Genomic DNA, 19,133 nt, shown 5'->3' with positions numbered 1-19,133 from the left:
TGCGGACCGGTCATCACGTAAATGCGCATCCACGGCGAGCCCTTCGCCTGCACTTGGCCCCCACGCCGTTGCCTGGTTCACCGACTGTACAACCAAAGTGATCGTCGGGGTGGCTGTCACACCGCATGAGCCCATCCGGGATGCGGTGCTGGCGGCGCTGCGGTGTGCGATCGACCGGCGTGCGCCGTATGGGCCGGCTGGAGGGCTGCCGTCGGTGATCCGGGTGAACAGGGGCAAGGAATTCCTGTGCGGCTGGTACAGGAATTCCTTTCTTTGACTATTTATTCGACATATTGATCGACGTCTAGGAACGCCCCGATTTTAGCCAAGAATGCAATTCCCTCCAATCCAAGTGAAAACCCAGGCCCAACCTCGTTTTCTTTTGAAATCCACTGCACCAGACAGAGCTTCAACACACAGTCCGTCTGGGACAATCTATGGAGTTCATTTTCGAGCGGGAAGATTCTATTCATTAGCGCATCGAGGGCGCACTCGATTGCTGTGCCGCCGTCAACCGATTCCCGCAGTTCCCATGTACTGTCAGCCGCGGGAATGGGAATTCTAGCTCCTTGTCGCACTTCCCCCTTTCTCCGGTAAGCGTCAGGCTCACATCCCATGAGTGAGGAAATTTCATCAACACTCAGTGACGGACTTGCAATTACGAGCCTTGCGCTTCGCATCTCAACTTCCCATTTTTCGGTCAACAGTCCGGCATGTAATAGGAGCCACTCTTGTGAAGGTAGGTGGGGATTGGGGTCCCGCCCTTCTTCGGTATGAGGAAGATGTACCCGAAGCCCTTGTCTACGTAGGTATCAAAGTGTGACACAGCTGCAGTTCTCCCGACGACGTCGCCCTTAAATTCGTGGGCGTCACCCACCAACTTCTTCAGTTGCGAGTCGCTCATCTTCTTGAGCGCCGAAGGGTCGGCGTTCTCTGCGGGGTTAGTCGGACTGGAGTTGCGGACGAGGACTGGAGTGGACCCGGCAAGCACATAGTGAGCGACTCTGTCGGGGATCTTGCGTGGGGGATCACTTTCCTTGGCGCCACCACAAGGGGCGGGGAAAGCCGTGCGACACAAGGTATTGCTGAAACGCTGTCGGTCGGCGAGGGCGGTGGATGGCGTTCTGGGGATCTTGTTCGGCAAGGCGTTCGATGTTCACAGCGATCGCGGTCAGAACGTGCTGGACGTGAGTCTTGGGCAGGCCGTGGAAACGGCAGCGGCGCGCCCGGTGGCCGAGGGCCAACTCGGCGATGGTGCCCTCGACTCCGGAGCGCACGGCGTAGAGCTGACGCCAGGCGGGGTCCTGCTGGTCGGCGCGGCTACGCGCCTGGAGTTCATGCAGCTGTTGGGGAAGGAAGTAGACCGTGCGGGCAGCACGGCCGCGGGCGCATAACGACCGGGTCGGGCAGGGGTCGCAGTGGCGGGGGCGAAAGCGGGCGGAGATGTAGGGGGCCTGAGCCGGAGCCTCCACCCAGCTCTTGGCGGTCTGGCCGCGTGGGCAGGTGACCTGCCGGTTCGCGAAGTCGATGGTGAAGTCGTCGCGGGCGAAGCCGGTCTGCTCTTTGTGCTGCCACTGTCCGCTCGCCTTGACCGGTCCGATGAGGGTGACGCCGTAGGTGCGGTCGGACTGGTCGAGCAGGGCCACCGAGAGGTAACCGCCGTCCAAGAGGTGCTCGGCGGGCAGCAGACATCGCTTGTTTAGGCGGGTGTGGATGCCAGGCACGGCCGCGGTGTCCCGGGTCGGCACGGTGGTGGCCACGTCAGTGATCACATTGGGGCGGTCGAAATCGCAGGTTTCCGTCACATGCAACAGGTAGCCGCTCCACCGGGTGTTCCCGCGCAGCGCAAAGCGGGTGTCCAGGTCATAGGGCGAGCGGATCTGTCGCCCGCCCGGCGGGAAGCCGTCCTTGTCGGCGCGCGGCCGCAGCCGGCCGCGCTCGTCGACGATGAACTGTTGCACCAGGATCTGTCGCAGCACCTCTCGTGCGGGACCGGTGGCCCGGTCGGGAGCCCGGGCCAGGGCGAGCAGCGCGTGGGCATCGGCGCCGGCCTCGGTCAGCCGCGCGATCGGGTGGCTGGGCTGGGAGCACAGGCGCACCGGTCGCCCGTAGCGTTCGGCCCATTCGGCGGTGACCAGGGGATCGAGTAACTCGGGAGCGTCACGGGCGAGTTCCTCCAGGGCGGCCCGGACCGCTTCGAGGACCAGTTCCAGGCGCGTCAGATCACGGGCCGCGGCGAGGACGTGGGTGGAGTCGGTGCGCTGTCGGCCTCGCTGCTTGACCAGCCCGGCCGCCGCAAGTCGCGCCAACGCCAGGTCAAGGAGTTGGTCGGCACGGTCACCCCGGGCGAGCCGGTCACGGAAGTCGCCCAGCACACTGTGATGGGAGCCGGGATCGTCCAGCTCCAGGCCCAGGGCGTACTTGAAATCGAGGCGGCAGCGCACGGCCTCGGCGGCCTGCCGGTCGGACAGGTTGAGCAGGAACTGCAGCACGCAGACGGTGGCCAGCTGCGCGGGCGAAAGTCCGGGGCGACCGTCACGGGGATACCAGGCTGTGAAGTCCTCGTCGCACCACAGCCCGTCGAGTCGGTCGCGCACCCACATCGCCGTAGTGCCCTGCGGGTTGCTCGCCCGCGTCACCCGCGCGGTCAACGGAGGAACCTCCACTGCAGAACGGGGGCCTACATGACATCGAGCACCTCAACGAGAGCAGCGAGCAGAAGACCGCTCTGAGCGTGCCCGGTGATCAAGCCACCCCGCCGGGAAACTCCAAGATCCCCGACAGAGTCGCTCAATGGCGTGGCATCAGCTGTGTTCAAGGTGAATACGGAGTGACACATGGCCAGAGCTCTCCGCGCTGGCAAACCAGCCGCCCTCATCCCGCTCGCCACGTCGGCCGGTAACGAGCAGGCCCACAACGCCCGGCACCTGGCGCACAACGGTGCAGGCACAGCCGGTGCCCCGCCAACCGGCACACCACGTCATTCCGAAGAAATGCGAAACTCGAATTCGGGACGGTCCCACGGCACAGCGGGCGGGTTCGCCAACGCGGTCCCGGTCCGCACCGCACCCACGCGATGGTAGAAGTCCTCGGCCGGACGGTGCGACACGACCTTGAGACGGTCGAGCCCGGCAGCACGGGCCTCGGACTGCATGTGCGCCACGAGCAGCCGTCCAATACCCCGTCCTTGCACTTCGTCGGCGACGAACATCAAATCGAGCTCCGGTGGCGCGAGGACAAGCGAGTAGAACCCGAGGACCCGGCCTCCATGCTCGTCGCCGCCGACGGCCACAAAGACGCGGTGGGCCTCGATGTAATCAGGACCGACCCGGTAGCCCGCCACTGCGGCCGCGTACTTACCCTCGTAGGCGCCTGAGCCACGCACGAGCCGCGTGAGCCGTTTGGCATCCCGCGCAACGGCCCTCCGTATCATGATCGGCTGGCTGATCGGGGAAGTGCGTGAACTCATCGCACGAGTATTTCGCACCGGCGAGTGCCTTCCTGCGGCGGGTCGGCTGCTCGGGCAGGCGTTCCTGTACCGCTCCCGGGAACCGCTCGCCCAGGCTTGGCTCCCGATCGCCCCGTCCCTGCCCCCGAATCGGCCGCTCGCCAGCAGCAACTGGACGCCCGAACCGATGCGGAGAAAGAGACGGCGTGGTCGGCGGCTGCTCGGGACCGGCCGCGCCCGGTAGGGCAGCAGGGCCCGGACCGCGCGTCACGGTCCGGGCCCTGCTGCCCCATGAGGTGCCGCCCTGCGGCGGCAGTACGTCAGCTCTGTGCGCTGTCGTCGCTCGGCTGTCCGGCGCCCTCGGCTGTGCCTGCCTTCTCGCGCATCCTGCGCACCAGCTCCGCCTTCTGGTCGGCGGCACTCTGGCGGTCGAGGTTGCGGTGCGGACCATTGTTCTGCCGTTCGGCGCGGGACAGCTTCTTGCGCTGGCCGCCGCCCATGCCCACGGGGTTGTTGATGTTCTTGCTCACGGGCTCTCCCGGAATGATGTGCAGTGATCTACGGATTCATCGGTGGGGGACGGGCGCGGCGACGTCGAAGGACGTCAGCAGGGGCCCATCACGCTCTCACTCGTAAATCGGCGTCTGGAAGAACATGACCAAGACGGTACCCGGTTCCGTCGGCCCCGCACACCAGGTTTTCCGCATCCCCGGCGTCGGCCGGGCCTTCGGCGAGCGCCCAGAGTCAGCCCTTTCCTTCCGAAGCCAGCAGGGGTTCTGCAGCGCCATTCCTGTCCCGTCCCTGCCACGAACCCCACGGACACCCTCCCTCACAGGGCTCTGACCCGGCAGCTGTAGATCTTGATTGTCAGCCTGTCCGTGCCGGTCAGGGCGATTGCCGGGGCGCCGCAGGCAGAGGACCGCCCGCCGTGATCATGAACGTTTGTGACGAAGATCAGGGACCAGGTGGCCGCGGAGGCCGCGATAGCCGAGCGTGACATGCCGGTGATCTGCTCGGCCGCGGCCGGTGCTGCCAGATGTCCACCGGGACACCGTAGAGATTGCGGCGGACGCGTCGTCACCGATGCACGCGAAGCAGATCGCGCCGAGGATCGGCCTGCCAGCGGTGACGGCGAGGATCGAGGGAACGCGGGGGAAGCCGAAGCGACTGATGAAGCGCGGCCAACGACCTTCGAAAGGGGCACCAAGTCGCGGGCTGTTGGGTCAGTCGGCCGACCCTCCGGAACGCGGTCCCGACGAACGGCACTTGACGCAGCAAGCGCGCGTAGGTAGGTCCCATGCTAGACGAGGTGGAATGCAGCCACGGGGATAGCGGCGGCCTTGCCGCGTCAGGTGGCCAGGCCCCTGTGGAAGGCGCGCTCACGCGGGCTGCACTGAAACGGGCTGTTGGCTCTCCCACGCGGCCGGCGGCCCATGACCGTCGGATCCGCGGGGGGCGGCCGGTCCGGTCATGAACGATCGGGCGGCCCCGAGGCGATCTGTATCTCAAGGAGCGGTTCGAGCTGGGCGGCCCACTCCGGATACATGGCGGCCTTCTTCTCGTGCAGCGCCATGATCTCGCCGGCCAACTCCGGGGCCATGTCGTCGGAGAGGTCGGGGCCGATGGAGATCTTGGCCAGGTGCGGGATGATCTCGGGATCTCCCGCCAGGTGAACCGGGTCGTGCATGTATCGCTCGAGGGCCGCGAGGTTCTCGATGCCCACGCAGTAGGCGTGGGTGAGGCCCTCGGCGGGATCGCCCAGGTTCTGCCCGACTGTTGCGAACGACACCGACTCGACGGACCCGGTTCGCCGCATCAGCGCGAGCACCTGGGCTTTCTGCTCCTCGGTCGCCCCGTCCTTGAAGGCGAAGCGCAGCGTGTGAACAATCATGGCTTCCCGCTCCTTCGATTGAACTCGCTGGTTCATAAATTCTTCCTTACCGGTAGATGCTTGAAATGAACCCATGGGTTCAGTAGCGTCAAGCGGGGCCGGTGACGTCTCGCGCGAGCGTGTCGACAAGCGGCAGGCGATCCTGGACGCTGCGTTCGCCGTCTTCGCGCGGCGTGGATACGAGCAGGCATGCGTCCAGGAGATCGCGCAGGAGGCAGGCGTGGCCAAGCCGACCGTCTACAGCCACCTGAACGACAAGGAGTCCCTCTTCCGTCACACCATCGATGCAGCGGCCGACACCCTGATGGTGGAGAACCTTGCGGTCGTCGAGCGGCTGCGCGATCGGGCCCCGGACGATGACGTGCGTGTGGCGTTTGCGGACCTGGCCCAGCGGCTGCTGCTGGTCTGCTGCGGCGAACGCGCCCGTGCGCTGCGCTGGTTGACCTACGCCCAGATGGCGCGATTCCCCGACCTGATCGAGACCGTGCAGGAGCGCACCGCGCACCGCCCCCATGCGGCACTCGCCGACCGGCTGGCCCGCCTCTCGCTCGCCGGCCGCCTGCGCCCATGCGACCCGGAGCAGGCCGCCGAACACTTCTTCGCCCTGCTCACCGGCCCCTTGGAGTCCCGCTCCCGGCTGGGTACCCGTCGCGTCCCCGCCGCCGAGCTGCGCGGCATGGCGGATGCGGCCGTGGACGCCTTCCTGCGCGCGTACGGGAGCGACTGAGCGGTCTCTCGGCGTGTTGCTGCAGTTCGGGTACGAGGTGGGCAGGGAGGGGCTGCCATGCCGAAGATCCTGCGTGCACCGCCCGCACGGATCGTAGGGACAGGCGTCTCTTTCACGCCGCGGTACCGGCGGATCCGCAACCACCGAAACGACAGACGATCTTGAGCATCGACAGCCGCCCGTGACCAGCACGAGCGCACGATCAACGACTCACACCAGCCCCACGACCAGCGACGTCAAGATGGTGGATACGGACGGTGAGCTCGTTCTCGCCGGAGATCTGGACGACGGCTCGGGGGAATCCGGCGTCGGCGAGTGCGGTGCGGGCCCGGTCGGCGTCGACGGGGGCGGCCGTGGTGTCAGATGCCGAGGCGCTCCGAGATGCCGTCAAGCACGCAGTCGAGGCCGAACTCGAACGCCCAAGTGTGGTCATCCTTGCACGCCGCCTCCGCGCCGTAACGCTCGTAGGTCGGGTAACGGCCCGTGCTCATCAGGTAGTTCATCTGCGGAGCGAGCGCCTGACGGGTCTCGTCACCGCCGACCCAGCCGTGCCGCTCCTGATACTCACGCAGGACGATCTCGGCCTGGGTCGAGCCGTGCACATAGGAGTTGACGGTGCGGAAGGCGGCCATCATCGAGTCGGCGTCCAGGTCGCACGCGGCGAGCGCAGCCAACTGCCGTTCGGCCACGGCCATCCGCGACGGCGTGAGCGAGATCAGCGGAATGGATCCCATCCATGGGTGCGCCAACATCAACTCCCGTGTCTGCAGGGCGAAGGAGCGCAGCACCTCCCGCCAGCTGGCCGCGTCGTCCGGCGCGGCCAGCTGCCGGGAGACCCGGTCGACCATGAGCGCCCAGAGGTCGTCCTTGCCTGCCACATGCCGATAGGCCGCCATGGGGGCGACGCCGAGCTTCGTGGCGAGACGGCGCATGGTGACGGCGGCGGCGCCTTCCTCGTCGGCGATCTCGACCGCGACGGCGGCGATCCGCTCCAGGCTCAGCGAGGCCCGGGGTGCTGAGGCGGGCCGCTCCATGCGCTCCCAGAGAGAGGGCTCCACGACCTTGCTCTCGTCCTGCTTCCGCGCCGCCATGGCACAGCTCCTCTTCATCGATGTCGCGTACAGCGTATCCCTGGTAGACGGCGTACACATCAATGTGTACGTTGTACTTATCAAGATACGACGTACACAACCAGGGGATCCGCCATGCCTGCCACCACCGCGCCACTCCGCGTAGCCGTACTCGTCGGCTCCACCCGCGAGGGCCGCTTCGGGCCCGTCGTGACGAAGTGGCTCAGCCGCCACCTCGAGCAGCGCCACGACATGAGCGCCGATGTCGTCGACCTCGCGGAGATCCCGCTGCCGACGGTGTTCCCGGCCTTCGGCCAGCAGCCGCCGCCCGGTACCGAGGAGGCGCTTGCCCTCATGACGCCGCGGCTCGCCGCCGCCGATGCGTTCGTGTTCGTCACGCCCGAGTACAACCACAGCTATCCGGCACCCCTCAAGAACGCCATCGACTGGCACAACGAGCAGTGGCACGGCAAGCCGGTCGCGTTCGTCTCGTACGGGGGTCTGTCGGGCGGTCTGCGCGCGGTGGAGCATCTCCGGGTCGTCATGGCCGAGCTGAATGCCACGACTATCCGCAACACGGTCAGCTTCCACGAAGCCTGGAGCCGATTCGACGAGTCCGGCGCCGTCAAGGACCCGGCCGCCGACACCGCCGCGAAGGCACTGCTCGATCAACTGGCCTGGTGGGGCCACGCCTTGCGTACCGCCAAGGCTCTTCACTCGTACGTCGCCTGAGCCGGCCCCGGAACCGTGACGGACTTCCAGAAGCAAGGTAGGAACGAGAAGCAACCCGGAGTCACCACACCCGACGAGACCGATGCCCCACCTTCCCGACTCGTCATCCTCGGCCTGCTGCTCGGCATCGTGCTCGCCACGCTCGACGGCACCGTTGTCGGCACCGCCCTGCCCACCATCGTCGGCGACCTGGGCGGTCTCGACCAGCTGTCCTGGGTGCTCACCGCGTATCTGCTCACCATGGCCGTCTCCACACCGATATGGGGCAAGCTCGGCGATCTGTACGGCCGCAAGGGCAGCTACCTCGCGTCCATCACGGTCTTCCTCGTCGGCTCCGTACTGTGCGGAATCGCGCAGGACATGGGGCAGTTGATCACCGTCCGGGCGCTGCAGGGCCTCGGCGCGGGCGGCCTGTTTGTGGGAGCCCTCTCACTCATCGGCACGCTGCTCGCTCCCGCGGAGGCCGGGCGGGCCCAGTCGCTCATCGGGGTACTACTACCTGCCGCGACGATCGGCGGGCCGCTGGTCGGCGGCTTCCTCACCGACCAGTGGGACTGGCGATGGGTGTTCTACGTCAATGTGCCGGTCGGCGTCATGGCACTCACCCTCGTCGGCTTCGGGGTGCGACTGCGCGGCGAACGCGTCAGGGCGCGGATCGACCTGGCCGGCGCGGGGCTGCTGACCGTCGCGATCCTCGCCCTGACACTGCTCGCGAGCTGGGCAGGGACGACGTACGCCTGGACATCACCGCAGATCATCGGGCTCGGCCTGGTGTTCGTCGCGACACTCGCCGCCTTCGTGCGCGTGGAGCGGCGCGCCCCGGAGCCGGTGATCCCACCCCGGCTGTTCCACGACCGCAACTTCACGGTGGCGCAGGTCCTGAGCTTCGTCACGGGTGCGGCCATGCTGGCGGCGGCGAGCTATCTGCCGCAGTACATGCAGTTCGTGCAGGACATGTCGTCCACGGAGAGCGGTCTGCTGCTCATCCCGCTGATGCTCGGCATGATCGGCGCGCAACTCGCCATCGGGCGGCGCGTGAGCGACGGCGGCCGCTACCGCCCCTACCCGATCGCGGGCGGCGCGTTGGCCACGGTAGGTGCCCTGGCCCTCCTGACGCTCCGCACCGGCACGACCGCGGGTCTGGCCTCCGGTCTGACGTTCGTGCTCGGCGTGGGGATCGGCTGCTTGATGCAGCCGACGATGCTGATCACGATGAACAGCGCCGAACCGCGCGACATGGGCGCGGCCAGCGGCACCCAGACACTGCTGCGAACCATCGGTGGCTCGCTCGGCGTCGCAGTCCTCGGTTCCGTCTATACGAACCGTCTCACCGCCGCCGTCACGGACCGGCTCGGCGCCGACGGACAGCGACTGACCGACGAGGAGCTCACTCCCGCGCTGCTGCGGGACCTGCCGGGCCCGGTCCAGGACGCGTTCCGGGCCGGCGTCGTCGACGGACTGCACGGTGTCGCGCTCGGTACGGCCGCACTGTGCGTCGTGACGTTCGCGGTGTCCTGGCTGATCCGGGAGGTCCCGCTGCGGGGCACAAACTCTTCCTGAGGGTCGCCCCCGCAGACAGGAGCAAGAAACGGCTCCCTCCTGAAGCGGGTGTCGCAGGTTCGACATCGAATGCGTCTGCAGCCAGACCGCCAACTGCGCATCACCAGGGTCAAGGACAACTCCCTCTACCTGAGCGTCGACGACCTCGGCATCAGCCTGCGCAGGCGCATCGCCCGGGCATGAGACGAGCACGGCTCTTGTGGATCACGGAGTCCTACCTTTCTTGATGTGGGTCTGAGCTGGTCATTCGTAAGATCGGCGGGGCCCAGGGGTTCCGGGTATGGCTGTCATGGAGTCGCCGCTGGATGGCTCAGAGAACTTGGCCGCCCGGAACCCCGCGACGACTCGACCGCTAATTGGGAGACGCGACGCGATCGCTTTGTAGGACAACGTCGGCGAGGTCGTCTGCTGGGTTGGTGTACGACGAGCTGACGGAGGTGGCTGTGCCCGAGATCTGGGCCGGAGTGGACATCGGCAAGGAACATCACCACTGCGTGGTGATCGACGCCCAGGGCAAGCGACTGCTGTCGCGTCGGATTCCGAACGACGAGGCTGAACTGCTCCAGCTCATCGCTGACGTACTGGAGCTGTCGCGGGATGTGCTGTGGGCGGTGGACATCAACCACGGCGGGGCCGCGCTCCTGCTCGGTCTGCTGGTCAGCCACGACCAGCGCATCACCTACATCACCGGCCTAGCCATCCACCGCGCCTCGGCCGGCTACCGAGGCCAGGCCAAGACCGACGCGAAGGACGCCTTCGTCATCGCCGACCAGGCGCGCATGCGCACCGACCTCGGTGTCCTGAGGCCCGGCGACGAAATATCGGTCGACCTGCGCACTCTGGTTACCCGCCGCACCGATTTGGTCTGCGACCGGACCCGGCAGATTAACCGGCTGCGCGCCCAACTCCTGGAAATCTTCCCTGCGTTGGAACGCGCATTGGACTTGACGAAGAAGGGGCCGGTCCTGTTGTTGACCGGTTACCAGACCCCGGCCGCGATCCGTCGCGCTGGTGCTTCCCGGATCGCGACGTGGCTGAAGAACCGCAAGGTCCGCAACAGCGCGGCCCTGGCCCGGACCGTCGTGGAGGCCGCCGAGGCCCAGTTCACCGCACTGCCCGGCCAGAAACTCGCGGCCATCATGGTGGCCCGTCTGGCGAAGGGGGTGATGGCCCTCGATGAGGAGATCGCCGAGCTCGAAGCCCTGATCGAGGCCCGGTTTCTCGAGCACCCGCACGCCGAGGTGATCCAGAGCCTGCCCGGCATGGGCACCATGCTGAGCGCGGAGTTCCTCGCTGCGACCGGTGGCGACATGGATACCTTCGGCACGGCCGACCGCCTGGCCGGCTACGCCGGCCTCGCACCCGTCCCCCGCGACTCCGGACGCGTCAGCGGCAACCTCCACCGTCCACGCCGCTACCACCGCGGCCTGCTCCGCGCCTTCTACCTCTGGGCCTTCGCCAGCCTGCGGAACTGTCCGGCCTCGAAGCAGTTTTACGAGCGCAAGCGGGCCGAGGGCAAGGGGCACAAGCAGGCGCTGCTGGCGCTCGCCCGTCGCCGGGCCAACGTCCTGTGGGCCATGATTCGCGACGGAGCGTGCTACCAAGCCACACCACCAGTCACGGCAGCGGCTTGACAACGTCATTGGGAAGTTCTCTGACCGGAAAACTCAACGGTCAGGGTGCCAGACGGACACCAGGATGGAGCGGGCGACGGCGACCAGGGCTTTCATGTGGCCGCGGCGTTTGATGATCCTGCGGTAGCGGGCGCCGAGGAAGGTGTCGGCCCGTGCGGCGGAGATCGCTGCTTCGCCGAGGGTGCCGCGGAGCCAGGGGTTGCCCTTGCCGGTGGGGCCGGAGGTGTTCTTGTTTCCGGACTGGAGGGTGCGTGGGGAGAGTGCCCCGCCCTGCTCCTCACCCCGACCGCGTTCGCGAGTTTCATCGCGCGGTTGTAACCAGGCTTCAGGCCGCGTGCAGAGTGAACGCGACCCTGGAGTCACCCTCGTCGATGGCCAGGTTCAGCGTGCCGCCCAGGGCCTTCGCCAGGCGGCGCAGCAGCGGGAGGGTGGGGACGGTGTCGCCGCCCTTCATCCGGGACACCTGCGGCTGAGTCATCCCGGCTCGTTCGGTCAACTCCGCCTGGGACAGGTCGAGTTCGATCCGGCGGTCGGAGACGGCCTGACCCAAGTCGCCGGCCAGCCGCGCGTCGACGTACTCCTGGTCGTACTCGACCGCCTCTCCCGCAAGCTGCCGGGTCCGGCGCGTTCTCCACGTGCTGTGATTCATCGGCTCTCCCTACGCCGATCGTCGATGTGCTCGACCCGGCCGTGCTCGGTCTCGCAGACCTTCTGGGCCTGATGTGCACGTTCGACCTCTGCCGCCTCGCGCATCTTCGTCTTGCGGAACACCGTCAGCAGAACGATCCGCTGTCCTGGGGCGAGCCAGTACGGGATGCGTACAGCTTCGCCGTCCAACTCGAAGCGCAGTTCACGCAGCTTGCCGCCCAGGTGACGAGAGTACGGCTCACCGAGCGTTGTCGGCTCGTCCAGGAGACGGTCCGTCTTGTCCTCCACCCGCCGGTAGAGGCGCAGCGGAAGTACGTCCAGCCAGTTCCGCACCTCGGGCTCGACCTAATGGCATAGCGCAAGCTCGCGCGGACCTCGGATAGGTCGAGCGCGCGTTCTTTTCCCGCAGCCACGCCGTAGCCACCGACGCGCGCGGATCCCGAAGAACCCCGTTTCGTACCCCGAAGAGTTATAGGTACCCCTTGCGCCCGGCCCTCCCCATGCTGGTGATCGTCCTGCCGAGGGCAGGGCGGAGTGACAAGGTCAACGGGGAAACGGAGAGCGTGTGATGGGGATCAGGGCGAGGGTTGTGGCGACGGCTGCCACGGCGGTGTTCGCGGGGCTCGGTGTCGTGGCTACGGCCCTGCCGGCGGCAGCGGCGACCACGCCGAAGGGGAACAACAGCAGCAACGAGGACGTGCTGTTGGTGCACGGGTACGACCCGGTGTGGGAGGCGAAGTTCGACTGCAACGACTACTTCAAGGACATCCGCAAGGACCTCAAGGACTACCGGTGGAAGGGGAAGGTGCGGGGGGTCGCCTTCTACAAAGGTGACTGGAACTGTGACTTCCGGATCGCCAGTGGGGATCGGGACACCGGGCTGAAGGACCTGGGGAAGAAGCTCGCGAACAAGATCTACAAGGACTACACGGCGAAGGGGAAGTCCGTCGACCTCGTGGGACACTCCATGGGCGGCCTCATCATCCGCGCCGCGCTGACCGGCGTCGCCAAGAAGGAAGCCGGGTTCCCGAAGAAGCTGTTCGTCGAGGACGTGGTGACGCTGGGGACGCCGCACGCGGGGACCAACTGGGGCTGGGGGCACTCGTACCAGCAGACCAAGGACATGCGGAAGAACTCGTCGCTCATCAAGTGGCTGAAGAACAACCCGCAGTCCACGCAGCCCACCGACTGGACGGCGATCGGCAGTGACAGCGACGCCATCGTCTCGGAGTCGTCGGCGACCGCGGGCGGCTTCAAGCACTGGGTCCGCTACGACAACCTCCCGGGCACAGACGACCACGCGGCCCTCAAGTCGGTCCGGACGGGGCTGCACAAGCTGAAGTACCGCAACTCGCCCTCCGCGGCGACCGGTTGGAAGACGGCCGGCTCTCCTGCCCCCTGGACGACCTCCGCGCTGTTCCACTACACAAAATGGTGACACGCCGTCACCACTGACACCCCGCCACCACTGACTCGGTCGCCGTCGGGACCATCCCGGCGGCGCCCGCCGTTGCCTGAGAGGACGTTCGTGTAATCTATGCGGCGGTTTGCGGTAGTTAGTGCTTGCCGGGAATCGGCGTGTACAGGCAGAATAGGCGGTATGTCTCTTCGGTGGCGACGCAGCTGATCTTGCGTTTCACCCCGTTTGCTACCGATAGCTCCTGTCCGGTTCGAATACGCACCTGAACTTGGCTTTTGCCTCGCCCGATCGGGGGAGCGATTCACTCGTGACGTAGTCCCTGCGGTCGCGTCGAACGCCACAATGCCGGCAGGGTCAACAGGGCGGCACCGAGGGAGGCGGCCGCCCCGATGCCGGCTATGGCCACTAGGGTGCTCCAGTTGTGCGTCACAGGCCTTCCGGCGAGATCGAGCAGCGTGCTGCCGAGGGCCGTCCCAATCGACTCCGCCACGAGCAAACCGAGTCCGACGGGGAGTACGGACTGCAAGAGGACAGATGTGGCGAGCGTACGACGGGGCGTGCCGAACGCGACGAGTACGGACAGGACCCGTGCGCGCTCGCGGACATGTTCGAGCGCACCCAGCAGCATGCTCGCTGCGATCAGTACCAGCACGGCGGTTACCCCGGCCAGCAGAGCCCGCCTGACTCCGTCGAGGGCAGGGTCGCCCTGGGACTTTCCAGGAAAGTCGACGCTGAAGGCCGGGTCGAGCCGTGCTGCTGCGGTGCGGATGTGATCCTGCACGTCTTTGAACCCGGTCGCATAGGTGAGGCCGACCGTGCTGACGGCGTGTGCGATGGCGGTGTGCCCGGCCGCCCGGGGCGTGGCCAGCAGGGTCCGTTCAGAGGAAACCGCTGCCGGATAGGCGGGGGTCGCACGGACGGTTGCGGTGATGTCCGGCACTGTCCAGCGGGGGCCATACATGTCCATGCGCAGTTTCATGCCGGCCGCCCATGTGGTCATGTCGGGCATGGTGTCCGTGGACGGAGGAGCGGTGAGAAAGGCGTCCCCGTCCGAACAGGAAGGCAACTGTGCCAGCAGGCGCAAATGAGCGCAGTCGGCGATGAGGACGGCCTGAGGGAACCCACCGTTCAGGGGGCTCACCGACACCTCCTTGAACTCAATCGCCCGTTGGACGCCAGGAGTCGTGGCGAGTACCGGGGCGTACTTCGCCCCTGGCGTCCCGCCGTCGTCGAGGCGGGCGATAGCGACGCGTGTGGAGGCGGAGGGGCCGTGTGCCCCTCGGGCGGTGCTGTCCACCGGGTTCTGGGAGAGTCCGGTGAGGAGGGTCTGGAGGGCCACGGCCCCTGCCACGGCAACCGCGATTCCGTTGACCGAGCGGGTGGCGGAGTCGCCGTTCAACTGCAGGCCGCGTAGGGCTAGTTGCCAAGGCAGCGGGCCGAAGCCGGCAAACAGCCGGGTGAGGCGTTCCACGGCCCAGGGCAGCACCGCGGTGACTCCGACGAGCAGCGAGAGCATGCCGATGACCACCAGGGCAACACCGGAGGTGCCGTGTAGGTCGGCAGGGCTGCGTACGGAGATCCGCAGCAAAATCAGTCCGAGCAGGGGAAGTGCTATTCGCCACCACAGGCGTCGCGAGGTGCTGCCGGACTTCCGGACGACTCCAAGGGGCTCTACGGCCACCTTGTGCATCGACAGTTGTGTGATGCCGAGGGAGAGCGTGAGTACGGCGACGACCACGAGCGCCGCCAGCAGGGGCTGTGGCGTGAGATCTTCGGTGAAGACACCGAGCCCCTCTATCTGAACCGTGCCCGCGAACTGACGTCCCGTGATAAATAGGATCGCCCCCAGGGCGATACCTGCCAGTGTGCTGAGCGCGACTTCGCCTGCTGCGATGGTGGCGGTCGTCCCGCGGTTCGCACCGACCAAGCGCAGGGCGGCCAGCCGCCGGTCCCGTCGCTCACCACCGAATCGTACGGCCGCGGCGATGAAGGCACCGACGGGGAGGAGCAGTACGACGATTCCTGCAATGCAGAGGAGGACGAGTTCGGGAGAAAGGGGCTTCTTCGCGTAGGCCTTACCGAAGTGGTCGAGCCGTCGCGTTTGCCCTGCATCGGCCGCCATGTGGTTCGCGACCAGATAGAAGACGTACTCACCCGGGTCGAGCAGACCTGCATCGCCGATCTCACCCACGATGGGATGGCCGAGGCGCTCGCGCAGCAGGCCGTTTCCCGGTGCAGCCAGCAGTTTGTGCAGTGCCGGAGATACGACCATCTCACCGGGGCGCGGGTAGCGCTGGACTCCGGGCGGCAGCGGTGCCGCAGGCCCCTCCGGCTGCACCATGCGCCCTCTGATCTTCTCGCCCCGGAACACGGTGTCGATGTCCCTGATAAGAACAGTGTGATCCGAGCGCGTGATGGCGCGGTCGCTGAGGTTGACATCGATGCGGTGGTGGATCCGCTGGTCCCGGTGATGTCTGGCGGTCGGCACCGACGCGGCGAACAGCAACATTGCCACACCCAACCCCACTCCGACCGCTGTAAAGGAGGTACGGATCGCACTGTTCCGCCCGCCGAAGAGTGCGAGTCGAGCGCCGAGGGCGAGTGCGCGGAGACCTCCGAGGTGCCGACGTGCAGGCGGGCTCACAATGTTCCTCTCGTACGACTGGGGACAGGGTGCCGTCTCGCGGCGCAGGGATGGGCAGCGGAAGGGGGTGAAAGCCATCTGCGATGCCCAGGTCGACTATACGCTGTGCGTATAGTCGAGTACACGGTACCAATGCATTGTCGTACAGCGTGTCACACTCTTACTGATGGGGCGGACGACTCCCGTCCGACGACACCTCATCGCACCAGCAATTCCAGTCCACAAGAGACCTCCGGCCGGGACAGCGAGGATCACCCACCCCCGTCTCGTGTACACGCGTGGACCGGGGCACGGGTTCCTGGCGCGCCGTCATGATCGGGACAGGATCGGCAGCTGGGACCAGCGGCCGCCCGCGCTGCCCTTCCCCGTCGCCCATGACGAGGTGGGGCGAGGCCGACGACCTCGTTCCGCCTGCGCGAGGCACTGACCGACCTGGTGCGGCCGGACCGGGTGCACCGGATCTAGGCACTGTATGCCGTCACCCATAGGTGCGCGGCCCCCGGATTCGTGATGGCTGTCGGTTCCAACTCACCGTGCCCGTGCGCTGTCGAGGACGTCCGGCAGGGCTCGGCGGGAGCTGATGCCGAGCTTCACGTAGACCTTCCGCAGGTGCCATTCCACGGTATGGGGGCTGATGAACAGCTCCGCGCCGATCCGCGCGTTCGTCATGCCGTCGGCGGCGAGGGCTGCGACCTGCGACTCCTGCGGGGTGAGAGCGTTCGCCGGTGTGGCCTCTCGCGCGGTCACCTGCTCGCCGGTGGCGATCAGCTCACGGCGGGCCCGTTCGGCGAACGCGTGAGCCGGCATCGCGACGAACATGTCGTGGGCCGTGCGGAGATGCTCGCGGGCCTGCGCGCGGCGCTGTGCGCGCCGCAGCCACTCGCCGTACAGCAGGTGGGTGCGTGCCACCTCCACGACAACGCCGCCGCGGCCGAATTCCTCGATCGCTGTGCGGTACAGGCGGTCGGCCGCCTCACCGTCGGCCAGCAACGCCTCACTGCGTGCGCTCGCACCTCGCGCCCACCCGGAGTCGGCGGCGCGGGTGAGTTCGGTAAGGCGGGCCAACGAGGCGCGGGCCTGGTCGAGTTCACCGCAACGCGTCGCGGCCTCCACATGTTCGACCAGCGACAGACCAGTGAAGTTGAACCCGTCGTGCTCGATACCGGTGCGGGCGGCCTCGATCGCCTCTTCGTAGCGGGCCAGTCCGTTGAAGAGCACGCCCTGGATGTAGCCCATGGCACCGAGCAGGGATACTTCGCCCCGCTGCACGGCGCGCTCTCTGGCTTCATCGATGATGCCGGCGGCGACATCCGCCTCACCCCGCCACGCGGCCAGCACGAGCGTGGCGTATTTGTGCGGGGCGTGGCCGGTCGCGGTGGCGATCGCGTCGGCCTCGTCGATCATCCGGTCGGCCTCGGCGAAGTCGCCGTAGTGGATGTGCACCCCGCCCGCGTAGATCAGAGCCGGCGGCAGACTGCCAAGTGCTCCGATGTCGCGGGCCAGACGCACTGCGCGAGTCGAGAGTGTGTCCCAGGCATGCAGGTCCCAGGCCCAGTGGATGAACGACTCAAGCGCGACCGGGGCCAGCAGCAGCCACCGTACGGCCGCCTCCCGGGTGCGGAGCTCTTCGTGCTCGAGCAGGTCGAGTGCCTCGCGCAGAGCCGGGACGGCCGTCTCCGAGCCGTCCGCGAGCAGGGCCGCCACACCGTCCAAGAGAGCGTCCGCTGCCTTGGAGCCCGAGGAGGGCGCCCCGGACGCGCGGGCCGCGATCGCCGCGGCGCGGGCGCCTGTCGGACCATGGACCCGGCCGGCGAAGATGGTCGCACTGATCGCCTCCAGGTACGTCTCCCGCGCCAGCGGAGATCCGGCCGCGGTGAACTGTGCCGCCGCGTTCAGGAGCAGTGGTGCCGCCTCGTCACTGCGACTGCGGGCGAACAGGATTCTGGCCCGCAGACGTGCCAGGCGGGCCTGGTCCAGGACGCTGAGGGGATACAGGTCGGCCACCGCGGCCAATTCCGTGGCCCGTTCCGGCGCGGCGGCCGAGAGGTGCGCCTCGGCCGCCGCAAGGGCCCGGCGCCCTCGCGGCCAGGGATCAGGCGTCACCTCCACCGCGCGTTCCAGCAGAACCGCCTCGGCCGCGATGCCCCCGCGCTGCCGGGCGCGGTCGGCGGCCTGTTCCAGTCCTGCGGCGACCTCCTCGTCCGGCCCGTCGGCCGCCTGCGCGGCATGCCAGGCGCGCCGGTCAGGGTCCAGGACGGGGTCCGTGGCCTCGGCCAGGGCCCGGTGCACCGCACGTCGATCCTCCGGCTCGGCTCCGTGGTAGACCGCCGAGCGGACCAGCGGGTGCCGGAACCGTACGGGCTCGCCGAACTCGATCAGGCCGGCTGCCTTGGCCGGTGCGGAGTCCGGAGTGATACCGAGGGAAGCGGCCGCGTGGATCAATAGGCGCACGTCGCCCACCGGTTCCGCCGCAGCGATCAGCAGCAGGGTGCGGGTCGCGGTCGGCAGCGCACCGAGCCGCCCGGCGAAATCACGCTCGACTCGGCCGGCCACCGGCCCTTGGACGACCGGGGCACTCGACGCGTCGACACCGTAGGCCAGTTCGGCGGCGCTGCGGCCGCGGGAGAATTCCAGCAGCGCCAGCGGGTTGCCGTGTGTTTCGGCCACGAACCGGTCCCGGACCCGCTCCTCCAACCGTCCCCCCAAAGCTCCCTCCAGGAGCTCACCGGCCGAAGCGGCGTCAAGTCCCCTGAGTTGCAGCGCCGGCAGGCCCGCAAGCGCGGACTGCCCCTCGGGGTCGCGGACCGCGAACACCATGGCGACCGGCTCCGCGAGTAGTCGCCGGGCCACGAACTCAAGTGTCTGCAACGACACTTGATCCAGCCACTGAGCGTCGTCCACCAGCACCAGCACCAGCCGGGTCTCCGAGGCGCGGGTGAGCAGGGTCAGAACGGCGAGGCCGACCAGGAAACGGTCGGGCGGATCTCCGACCGCCGTCCCGAATGCCACGCGCAGGGCGTCACGTTGGGGTTGCGGCAGTTCTTCGACACCGTCCAGGAACGGCGCGCACACCTGGTGCAGGCTCGCGTAAGGGAGCTCCATGTCGGCCTCGACACCGCGCGCCCAGGTCACCTGCACCCGGGACGCCTGCGCAGCCATGTACTCCAGCAGCACCGACTTGCCGATGCCCGCCTCACCCCGGACGACCATGACGCGGGAGCCACCGGCCCGAAGGCCGGCCAACAGGTTGTCGAGCGCCGTGCACTCACGCTGCCGGCCGACCAGAGCGGGAAGCGGGCTGGCGATCATGCGACTCGGCTCCTCGGCGGGATCCGGGGAGAACAGTGCTCCCACAGCGG

At 67.6% G+C, this 19,133-nt stretch carries 18 protein-coding genes; 6 read left to right on the top strand and 12 right to left on the bottom strand.

Features of this window, described 5'->3' with window-relative positions:
* Positions 1 to 281: 281 nt before the first annotated feature.
* The 3 genes from QF037_RS51335 to QF037_RS48715 are packed head-to-tail and all read right to left on the bottom strand — an operon-like array spanning position 282 to position 2,651.
* Positions 282 to 680, bottom strand: coding sequence for a DUF4279 domain-containing protein (locus QF037_RS51335; RefSeq protein ID WP_373464002.1), 399 nt, complete (start codon positions 678 to 680; stop codon positions 282 to 284).
* 20 nt (positions 681 to 700) lie between these two features.
* On the bottom strand, positions 701 to 991 hold the full coding sequence (locus tag QF037_RS51330; RefSeq protein WP_373463931.1) for a polymorphic toxin type 33 domain-containing protein: 291 nt from the start codon (positions 989 to 991) through the stop codon (positions 701 to 703).
* 37 nt (positions 992 to 1,028) lie between these two features.
* Positions 1,029 to 2,651, bottom strand: coding sequence for an IS1182 family transposase (locus tag QF037_RS48715; RefSeq protein WP_307036763.1), 1,623 nt, complete (start codon positions 2,649 to 2,651; stop codon positions 1,029 to 1,031).
* A gap of 186 nt (positions 2,652 to 2,837) precedes the next feature.
* Between QF037_RS48715 and QF037_RS51325 the strand changes: the two genes are divergently transcribed.
* Positions 2,838 to 3,083: a glycosyltransferase gene (locus tag QF037_RS51325; RefSeq protein ID WP_373463930.1), complete on the top strand. Its 246-nt coding sequence runs from the start codon at positions 2,838 to 2,840 to the stop codon at positions 3,081 to 3,083.
* On the opposite strand, the gene QF037_RS48705 is transcribed toward QF037_RS51325, so the two are convergent.
* The 3 genes from QF037_RS48705 to QF037_RS48695 form a co-directional block, all read right to left on the bottom strand.
* Positions 2,981 to 3,469 (bottom strand): GNAT family N-acetyltransferase, encoded by a 489-nt coding sequence (locus QF037_RS48705; RefSeq protein WP_307036761.1) that lies wholly within the window; start codon positions 3,467 to 3,469, stop codon positions 2,981 to 2,983. The genes QF037_RS51325 and QF037_RS48705 overlap by 103 nt on opposite strands.
* A 299-nt stretch (positions 3,470 to 3,768) precedes the next feature.
* Positions 3,769 to 3,978 (bottom strand): DUF6243 family protein, encoded by a 210-nt coding sequence (locus tag QF037_RS48700; RefSeq protein ID WP_307036759.1) that lies wholly within the window; start codon positions 3,976 to 3,978, stop codon positions 3,769 to 3,771.
* 938 nt (positions 3,979 to 4,916) lie between these two features.
* A complete protein-coding gene (locus QF037_RS48695) occupies positions 4,917 to 5,339 on the bottom strand; it encodes a Dabb family protein (RefSeq protein WP_307036757.1) in 423 nt (140 codons plus the stop codon).
* A gap of 73 nt (positions 5,340 to 5,412) precedes the next feature.
* On the opposite strand from QF037_RS48695, the gene QF037_RS48690 reads away from it, so the two are divergent.
* Positions 5,413 to 6,066, top strand: a complete 654-nt coding sequence (locus QF037_RS48690; protein ID WP_307036755.1) for a TetR/AcrR family transcriptional regulator — start codon at positions 5,413 to 5,415, stop codon at positions 6,064 to 6,066.
* Between the two features lie 359 nt (positions 6,067 to 6,425).
* On the opposite strand, the gene QF037_RS48685 is transcribed toward QF037_RS48690, so the two are convergent.
* Complete coding sequence (locus tag QF037_RS48685; protein ID WP_307036753.1) at positions 6,426 to 7,157, bottom strand: TetR/AcrR family transcriptional regulator; 732 nt, start codon at positions 7,155 to 7,157, stop codon at positions 6,426 to 6,428.
* A gap of 114 nt (positions 7,158 to 7,271) precedes the next feature.
* Here QF037_RS48685 and QF037_RS48680 point away from each other — a divergent pair, with 114 nt between their 5' ends.
* From QF037_RS48680 to QF037_RS48670, 3 genes are all read left to right on the top strand, one after another.
* Positions 7,272 to 7,868 carry an NADPH-dependent FMN reductase gene (locus QF037_RS48680; RefSeq protein ID WP_307036751.1) on the top strand — a complete coding sequence of 199 codons (597 nt, stop codon included), beginning with the start codon at positions 7,272 to 7,274 and terminating at the stop codon, positions 7,866 to 7,868.
* A gap of 15 nt (positions 7,869 to 7,883) precedes the next feature.
* Positions 7,884 to 9,428, top strand: coding sequence for an MDR family MFS transporter (locus QF037_RS48675; protein WP_307036749.1), 1,545 nt, complete (start codon positions 7,884 to 7,886; stop codon positions 9,426 to 9,428).
* Positions 9,429 to 9,865: 437 nt separating this feature from the next.
* On the top strand, positions 9,866 to 11,062 hold the full coding sequence (locus tag QF037_RS48670) for an IS110 family transposase (protein ID WP_307037799.1): 1,197 nt from the start codon (positions 9,866 to 9,868) through the stop codon (positions 11,060 to 11,062).
* A 33-nt stretch (positions 11,063 to 11,095) separates the two neighbouring features.
* Here the strand turns inward: QF037_RS48670 and QF037_RS48665 are convergent, their stop codons facing one another.
* Genes QF037_RS48665 through QF037_RS48655 form a run of 3 tightly spaced genes read right to left on the bottom strand, consistent with a single transcriptional unit; the run spans position 11,096 to position 12,043 of the window.
* Positions 11,096 to 11,425, bottom strand: coding sequence for a transposase (locus tag QF037_RS48665; protein ID WP_373463929.1), 330 nt, complete (start codon positions 11,423 to 11,425; stop codon positions 11,096 to 11,098).
* Complete coding sequence (locus QF037_RS48660; RefSeq protein ID WP_307036748.1) at positions 11,388 to 11,711, bottom strand: helix-turn-helix domain-containing protein; 324 nt, start codon at positions 11,709 to 11,711, stop codon at positions 11,388 to 11,390. The genes QF037_RS48665 and QF037_RS48660 overlap by 38 nt, the downstream gene beginning before the upstream one ends.
* Entirely contained in the window at positions 11,708 to 12,043 is a 336-nt protein-coding gene (locus QF037_RS48655; protein WP_307036746.1) for a type II toxin-antitoxin system RelE/ParE family toxin, read from the bottom strand. Before QF037_RS48655 ends, QF037_RS48660 begins: the two co-directional genes overlap by 4 nt.
* A 235-nt stretch (positions 12,044 to 12,278) precedes the next feature.
* Between QF037_RS48655 and QF037_RS48650 the strand changes: the two genes are divergently transcribed.
* On the top strand, positions 12,279 to 13,148 hold the full coding sequence (locus QF037_RS48650; protein ID WP_307036744.1) for an esterase/lipase family protein: 870 nt from the start codon (positions 12,279 to 12,281) through the stop codon (positions 13,146 to 13,148).
* Positions 13,149 to 13,431: 283 nt separating this feature from the next.
* On the opposite strand, the gene QF037_RS48645 is transcribed toward QF037_RS48650, so the two are convergent.
* Together QF037_RS48645 and QF037_RS48640 are read right to left on the bottom strand one after the other, a co-directional pair.
* A complete protein-coding gene (locus QF037_RS48645; protein WP_307036742.1) occupies positions 13,432 to 15,639 on the bottom strand; it encodes an FtsX-like permease family protein in 2,208 nt (735 codons plus the stop codon).
* Between the two features lie 663 nt (positions 15,640 to 16,302).
* Positions 16,303 to 19,083: a helix-turn-helix transcriptional regulator gene (locus QF037_RS48640; protein ID WP_307036740.1), complete on the bottom strand. Its 2,781-nt coding sequence runs from the start codon at positions 19,081 to 19,083 to the stop codon at positions 16,303 to 16,305.
* Between the last annotated feature and the right edge of the window lie 50 nt (positions 19,084 to 19,133).

Source organism: Streptomyces canus, from assembly GCF_030815415.1.
Lineage (GTDB): Bacteria > Actinomycetota > Actinomycetes > Streptomycetales > Streptomycetaceae > Streptomyces > Streptomyces canus_F.
Note: the sequence above shows the minus strand (reverse complement) of the source record. Positions and strands in the feature narration are given on the sequence as shown.

What these genes read in the sequence shown, in the direction of transcription:
- QF037_RS51335 (WP_373464002.1), bottom strand. Translation starts at nt 680, where the DNA reads ATGCGAAGCGCAAGGCTCGTAATTGCAAGTCCGTCACTGAGTGTTGAT.
- QF037_RS51325 (WP_373463930.1), top strand. Translation starts at nt 2,838, where the DNA reads ATGGCCAGAGCTCTCCGCGCTGGCAAACCAGCCGCCCTCATCCCGCTC.
- QF037_RS48705 (WP_307036761.1), bottom strand. Translation starts at nt 3,469, where the DNA reads ATGAGTTCACGCACTTCCCCGATCAGCCAGCCGATCATGATACGGAGG.
- QF037_RS48695 (WP_307036757.1), bottom strand. Translation starts at nt 5,339, where the DNA reads ATGATTGTTCACACGCTGCGCTTCGCCTTCAAGGACGGGGCGACCGAG.
- QF037_RS48690 (WP_307036755.1), top strand. Translation starts at nt 5,413, where the DNA reads ATGGGTTCAGTAGCGTCAAGCGGGGCCGGTGACGTCTCGCGCGAGCGT.
- QF037_RS48685 (WP_307036753.1), bottom strand. Translation starts at nt 7,157, where the DNA reads ATGGCGGCGCGGAAGCAGGACGAGAGCAAGGTCGTGGAGCCCTCTCTC.
- QF037_RS48680 (WP_307036751.1), top strand. Translation starts at nt 7,272, where the DNA reads ATGCCTGCCACCACCGCGCCACTCCGCGTAGCCGTACTCGTCGGCTCC.
- QF037_RS48660 (WP_307036748.1), bottom strand. Translation starts at nt 11,711, where the DNA reads ATGAATCACAGCACGTGGAGAACGCGCCGGACCCGGCAGCTTGCGGGA.
- QF037_RS48650 (WP_307036744.1), top strand. Translation starts at nt 12,279, where the DNA reads ATGGGGATCAGGGCGAGGGTTGTGGCGACGGCTGCCACGGCGGTGTTC.
- QF037_RS48645 (WP_307036742.1), bottom strand. Translation starts at nt 15,639, where the DNA reads ATGTTGCTGTTCGCCGCGTCGGTGCCGACCGCCAGACATCACCGGGAC.
- QF037_RS48640 (WP_307036740.1), bottom strand. Translation starts at nt 19,083, where the DNA reads ATGATCGCCAGCCCGCTTCCCGCTCTGGTCGGCCGGCAGCGTGAGTGC.